The organism is Limosilactobacillus vaginalis DSM 5837 = ATCC 49540 (genome assembly GCF_000159435.1).
Lineage (GTDB): Bacteria > Bacillota > Bacilli > Lactobacillales > Lactobacillaceae > Limosilactobacillus > Limosilactobacillus vaginalis.
In genome coordinates this window covers 591,373-597,885 of sequence record NZ_GG693412.1, presented here as the reverse complement: position 1 = coordinate 597,885, position 6,513 = coordinate 591,373, and the positions used below count along the sequence as shown (strand labels likewise).

The following is a 6,513-nucleotide window of genomic DNA, read 5'->3' as shown; positions in this document are numbered from 1 at the left end:
TTCTTTCATTATTCGCTACCGTAATGATATTGATGAAAACACTAACATCTGGTTTGAAGGCCGAGGTTACAACATTGGCTTTATCGATGATGTCAAACAATTAAGAGTAGCGGCCTATTGCCGGGTATCCACTGACAACGTTGCACAATCGGAAAGCCTAGAAAATCAGCGGCAACATTATCAAGAATATATTAATCGCCACCCTAATTGGCAGCTAGCTAGGATCTACTTTGATGAAGGCATTTCAGGCACCAAACTGAATCACCGCAATGCCTTAAAAGAGTTATTGGCTGATTGTCATAACCACCGGATCGATTTGGTGATTACCAAGTCAATTAGCCGTTTTGCTCGAAACACAATCGATTGTTTAAAATACATTCGTGACCTTAAAGCCATTAATGTCGCCATCTTCTTCGAGAAAGAAAATATCAATACCATGGATGCCAAAGGTGAAGTGCTCATTACTATCATGGCTTCCCTGGCCCAGCAAGAAAGCGAGTCGCTATCGCAAAACGTTAAACTCGGCTTGCAGTACCGTTACCAGCAAGGCAAAGTTCTGATCAACCATAATCACTTTCTCGGCTACACCAAGGATCAAGATGGCAACCTGGTAATTGAACCAGAGGAAGCCAAGACAGTTAAACGGATCTTCTACAGCTACCTGCAAGGGATGACGATGAAGCAAATTGCCGAATCGCTTAAAGCTGATGGTGTATTAACGGGTGGTAGGAAAACCAATTGGCATTCTAGCGGGATTGCTTTGATCCTCAAGAATGAGAAATATATGGGTGATGCCTTACTGCAGAAAACCTACACCGTTGACTTTCTAACCAAGAAGCGCGTTAAGAATAATGGCATTATGCCGCAATACTATGTTGAAAATGACCATCCCGCCATTATTCCCAAGTCTGTCTTTATGCAAGTGCAAAATTTGATCCGGCGGCGCCATAACGGTATCACCACTAAGAATGGCAAACACCGGAGGATTAACAGCAAGTATTGTTTTTCGCAACGGGTCTATTGCGGCAAATGCGGTGACATCTTTCAGCGAAATATGTGGTATAACCCCGTTAAGGTTGCCGTTTGGCGCTGTGCCAGCCGCATTAAACGCAGTAAGAAAGGCCGGCGCTGCATGATTCGCAATATCAAGGAACCTCTTCTCAAGACCGCTACCCTTGATGCCATCAACCAGCTAATCGAAAGTCATGAATTAGCGGATAAGCAAATCAAAGCCAATATCATGAAAATTGTTAGGAATTCTAAAAGCCCTACGATTGAGGAGCTGGACAAACGGCTAGAAGAAGCTCAGTTGAAGCTGATCCAAGCAGCTAACCAGCACCAAAACTGTAATGACCTCACCCAGCAAGTGATGGAATTACGTGAACAAAAGGAAAAGGTCCAGGAGATTGAATCCGAAAACCAAGTCAAGCTCCACAATATCGACCAGGTCAGTGACTTTGTAGATGAACATCAACATGGTCTTCAAGAATTCGACCCGCAGCTAGTTCGCCGGCTAATCGAAAAAATCACCATCTTTCAACGCTATATGGAGTTCACGTTCAAAGATGGTGAAGTGATTAAAGTTATGATGTAAATATTTAGGATATGTGGTACTCAGCTATTTTGGCTGGGTGTTGTTTTTAGAAGTTGATCCACAGCAGCTTTGATTTGAACCTGAGCAATATCAAACACTTGAATGTTCTTGAAATCTTCCTGCCCTAAGATTGACGGCAATTCGGTACATCCCAAGACTGCACCATCAAGGTGATCTTTTTGAACCATCTTATTGATAATTGTCATTAACTGCTGCTTAGTCTCTTTCTTAACAATCCCGTTTTCGAGTTTGTCTACAATTTTTTGATGAATTATGGGTTGATCATTTTCACTGGGACGGCAAACTTCAATTCCGGCCTCTCGAAATGGTTTGATGAAAAAGTCATTTTGCATTGTAAATTTGGTGCCTAGTAAAGCCAATCGTTGAAGGTGCAACTGCTGAGCAGCCGCTACCGCTGTCTCGACAATGCTTAACAATGACAAATCAGTGCGCGCTTGAATCTTATCAAATAATAGATGGGGCGTATTGCCACACATCAAGCCAAAGTCACACCCGGCTTTCAATAAATTATTGGCCGCAGCTCCTACATAACCGGCGATTTTCTCATACTGTTGAGCATCAAGCAGACGGAACATGTGGTACATATTAATGGATTCGATAGTGATACGAGGCAGCTCTTTATCAGTCCCGACCCGCTCCTGATACTGCTTAATGATTGCCGAATAATAATTCATTGTTGCTTCTGGGCCTATACCACCGTATAATGCCTAGTTTCTGCATTTGGATCATCCCCTAATTATTTAGAATTATTTGAATTCTTCTTTGCAGGTCTGGAATTACCTTCTGTTTAAACCAGGGATTTTTTGATTCCCAAACCTGATTACGGGGTGAAGGGTGAACAATTGGAAAATAGTCTGGCAAGTATTGCCGATAATTCCTGACAACATCAGTCAACCGATCTTTATACCTTAGGTGAAGGTACCTTCTCGTCGCATAAGCGCCCACTAAAATGGTTAACTGAATATTAGGCATTAATTTCAGTAGCTGGGGGTGCCATTTTGGGGCAAAGTCTTTACGCGGTGGAAGATCACTGGATCCTCCCTTTCCCGGATAATAAAAATCCATTGGTAAAATGGCAATCATTCCAGAATTATAGAAAACATCTCTGGATACTCCTAGCCAAGCCCGTAGACGGTCACCGCTTGGATCATCCCAAAATTTCATTTTTTCCTGAGCAATTCGTCCAGGTGCTTGACCAATTATGTTTATTCTGGCTGATGAAGAAGCATAATAAAGTGGTTTTATTCCTTGCTTTGTAAATACTGCGTTCTCAGGATCCACCTGAATTTCTTGAAAGATTTTCTGAAATTTACTTTGCATACGATCTAACCCGCTTTCCTTTAAGCTAGTTTTGAAATAACTTAATTTGACGTACTTTACGTTTTAATCGACCTTGTTTTTCTAATAAAGCAAACTTACGAGATAAAGTTTCCGGTGTTGTTCCAAGATATAAGGCTAGGTCTTTCATTTTTAAAGGCAAGGCAAAACTATTTTTTTCAATTTCATCAGCGTATGCTTGTAAATATTCTAGTAGCCGGTCTTCCACTTTAGGTAAAGTCAATAAGTGAATCTGTGTTTGCATTTTCGAGACTTTATCCATATTTAGTTCCAGTAGCCTAATACTTAATTCTGGTTGTCCATGCATTAATTGCACCAAATCTCGCCGTTTTAATAAGCAGATTTCACTAAATTCCGTAGTCTCTACGTAATTATTAATATTCTCTTGGCCAAAAAGCCAATTCTCGCCAACATAATCGCCCGTATGTAGAATCTGTAAAATATTTTCATGGCCGCCTTCATCTAATGTATACTGTTTAGCACTCCCTTGAGCCACGATTACTAAATTTTTGCTCCCCATAGGCTCGATCGCCAACTCACCTTTTTGATAGTTTTTATGCTGAACCAATTTTTCGATTTGCATCTTCTCATCCTGAGGTAAAGCATTAAATAGTGGTACTAAGTTAACACATAAATCAGCCATTAAATTCATCGTCCTTTAATTAAAAGTCATCATCGTCGTCTTCGACATACAATCCTTCTTTTAGTTCATGAACTAGGAAGTCTTGAGTTACCCGAATTTGCTCCTTAATCCAAGCCATTAAATTAGTTAAATTAGCAGATAATTCTGGCCAACTTTCATTGTTAGCTAAAGCAATTGCCTTAGTAATGAAGAGCGTTTGCGTATCAAAATCTTTTACCAAGGCAAATAATTGCTTATCACCTGCTAAATATTTACTACTGCCATCTTCTTCTAGCATAGTATATTCCTTAAATTGAGCTGTAATTGTTGGAATACTTTCACCATTATTAACCAATAAGTGATTCAATTGATCAAATTCCTGACGTTCATAAGCAATCCAACCAGTAGCTTTTTCGGCTAAAAAAAGACTAGCAGATCCTTTAGCAAATAAGTTAGCTTGGTTAATCTTTAAAGAATGGATTAACAAGTTAGAAATAATGTGACCAGTCATGGCAGCTGCAGTTGGCTGGTGGTGATCAAGATTACTTTGCTTCAATTCCGCCTGATATTTTTCTTCTGCATTCATTGATTGAGCTCCTTTTCCTTAATTTCTTGTACTTCATAACCCATTTTTTCAATAGCCGTCTTGACATCAATAGTTTTAGTCTTATCAGGATCCAACATGAATTTTAATTTTCCTGCATTGAATAAAACTTTGATTTGGTCAGTACCATCCAAATTATCAACCGCTTTTTCAATTTTACTTAAGCATGAAGGACAGGTCATGCCAGATAATTTCATCATTACTTTTTCCATGATTAAATTCCCCTTCCTTATTAATTTACATATCTAATGCTACTTTGTTTTGTTGATTATAAACTTGATGATCGTCAATTTTTTGTTAAAATTTGATTAATCTCATCCCGTTCAAGATAACAATTAAGATACTAAATTCATGAATAAACATCCCACTTGCCATTCCAACATAACCCGCAAACAAACCGATGAACAACAATAAGACTGTCAGTAAAGCCATCACGATATTTTCATTCATGTTTAAAATTGTCTTCTTGGATAAGCCAAGGGCATAAGCGATCTTCCGCAAGTCATTTTTAACTAAAACTATGTCTGAAACTTCAATGGCAACATCCGTTCCACTACCAACGGCAATTGCAACATTAGCATTAGCTAAGGCCGGACTATCATTGATCCCATCACCAATAAAAGCAATATGGTGTCCCTTAGCTCTTTCTTTTTTAACAAAAGCAGCCTTGTCTTGTGGCAACATTTGACCATGAACTTCATCGATTGGCAACTTCGCCGCAATTCGTTCAGCAGTTTCTTGATTGTCTCCAGAAAGCATCACTAGCTTCTTAACTCCTAATTCTTTTAAGTGGGTTAAAGCATCATTAGCTTCTGGGCGCAATTGATCTTTAATGCCAAAAACAGCTAATTGACTTTGGTCTTCATTAGCAAAAGCGACAATTGAATTACCTAATTGACTTAAATGATTAATTGTCTTATCCAATTTTGCATTGGTACGGGTATTTTCAATGATTAAGTCTTGGTTACCTAAATAATATTTTTGATTATTTAAAGTGGCGATGATTCCCTTACCCTTAACAGTTTCCACTTTAATTGAAGCTGGCTTTTGTTTATTTAATTTTGCAATTGCCTGAGCTAAGGGGTGGTTACTTTGACGCTCAATTTGAGCAGCTAATTTAATAATTTCATCTTTGGGCCCATTTAATACCTCAATTGCACTAACTTCTGGATGTCCAACAGTCAAAGTGCCGGTTTTATCAAAAGCAATTTCATCAATCCGACGAGTTTGGTCCATCACTTGCGACCCTTTAAACATAATGCCATTTTTAGCACCATTACCGATACCAGCAACTGTAGATACTGGCACACCAATAACTAAAGCACCTGGGCAACCCAGCACCATAACTGTAATAGCTAGCCTAAGGTCTTTAGTAATTAAACCTACAACAATTGCAATTATAAGTACGGCGGGAGTGTAATATTTGGAAAACCGGTTAATTAACTTTTCTGTATGTGACTTTGTATCTTGTGCTTCTTCAACCATTTCGATAATTTTACCGAAAGTCGTATCTTCACCGACTGCGGTAGTTTCGACAGTCAATGTACCGTTTTCAAGGATAGTTCCTGCGTATACTTCATTACCGGCTTTTTTATTAACTAATTTAGATTCACCGTTAACACTGGCTTCATTAAGATAACCAGAACCTGAAATAACCTTGCCATCGACTGGAACCTGATCACCAGTTTTAACTAAAATCTTTTCACCAGGATCAATGAAATCGATGTCTTCTTTCTCAGTTGAGCCATCATCTTGAATAACTATCGCAGTTTGTGGTGCCATTTGAGTCAAATCAGCGACGGCTGACCGAGTTTTTCTTAAAGTTAATTCTTCCAACACATCTCCTAACATGAATAGCCAAGTAACAACGGCTGCTTCATTAAATTCACCAATAATGAAGGCACCGATTACCGCCAGCGATACTAAAACATCAATAGAAATTAATTTAACCTTTAAAGATGAAATAGCCGTCAAAGCAATTGGAAGCACTCCGACAATCCCCACGATAAGCATTAAAGCCTGGTATGGCAAATTCATGTGCAATAGCCATTTAGATCCTTCAGCAAGCAACAGCAGAATAGTATTAACAAGCAAAAGCTGCTTTTTGTACCTCATAAAAAATTGTTGTAACTTAATCATTTTTCACCTCTCCCTTTCTTGACACTACATATCATAGGTAAAAAACAATTTAGGTGACTTGACTGTTATCAAGATACTAGTTTCTTTTTATATTCATCTTTTAAGCAAAAAATCACAATTTTATCGTGTAAATTTCGTTTAATAAAAGAAAGAATATACAAAAAAGACTAGAAACCATGCAAAAAGCATAGACCC

At 38.5% G+C, this 6,513-nt stretch carries 7 protein-coding genes; 1 reads left to right on the top strand and 6 read right to left on the bottom strand.

The features are described 5' to 3' along the window. Positions 1 to 46: 46 nt before the first annotated feature. Positions 47 to 1,594 (top strand): recombinase family protein, encoded by a 1,548-nt coding sequence (locus HMPREF0549_RS02710; RefSeq protein ID WP_050754847.1) that lies wholly within the window; start codon positions 47 to 49, stop codon positions 1,592 to 1,594. 20 nt (positions 1,595 to 1,614) lie between these two features. On the opposite strand, the gene HMPREF0549_RS09450 is transcribed toward HMPREF0549_RS02710, so the two are convergent. The 6 genes from HMPREF0549_RS09450 to HMPREF0549_RS02675 form a co-directional block, all read right to left on the bottom strand. Then, complete coding sequence (locus HMPREF0549_RS09450; protein WP_003716728.1) at positions 1,615 to 2,289, bottom strand: aspartate/glutamate racemase family protein; 675 nt, start codon at positions 2,287 to 2,289, stop codon at positions 1,615 to 1,617. A gap of 58 nt (positions 2,290 to 2,347) precedes the next feature. Continuing rightward, complete coding sequence (locus tag HMPREF0549_RS02695; protein ID WP_003716727.1) at positions 2,348 to 2,935, bottom strand: uracil-DNA glycosylase family protein; 588 nt, start codon at positions 2,933 to 2,935, stop codon at positions 2,348 to 2,350. Between the two features lie 25 nt (positions 2,936 to 2,960). Further along, positions 2,961 to 3,596 (bottom strand): Crp/Fnr family transcriptional regulator, encoded by a 636-nt coding sequence (locus HMPREF0549_RS02690; RefSeq protein ID WP_040530840.1) that lies wholly within the window; start codon positions 3,594 to 3,596, stop codon positions 2,961 to 2,963. Positions 3,597 to 3,615: 19 nt separating this feature from the next. Beyond that, positions 3,616 to 4,161, bottom strand: coding sequence for a hypothetical protein (locus tag HMPREF0549_RS02685; RefSeq protein ID WP_003716725.1), 546 nt, complete (start codon positions 4,159 to 4,161; stop codon positions 3,616 to 3,618). Further along, complete coding sequence (locus tag HMPREF0549_RS02680; RefSeq protein ID WP_003716724.1) at positions 4,158 to 4,391, bottom strand: heavy-metal-associated domain-containing protein; 234 nt, start codon at positions 4,389 to 4,391, stop codon at positions 4,158 to 4,160. Before HMPREF0549_RS02680 ends, HMPREF0549_RS02685 begins: the two co-directional genes overlap by 4 nt. Positions 4,392 to 4,476: 85 nt before the next feature. Next, positions 4,477 to 6,318, bottom strand: coding sequence for a heavy metal translocating P-type ATPase (locus HMPREF0549_RS02675; protein WP_003716723.1), 1,842 nt, complete (start codon positions 6,316 to 6,318; stop codon positions 4,477 to 4,479). Positions 6,319 to 6,513 lie beyond the last annotated feature (195 nt).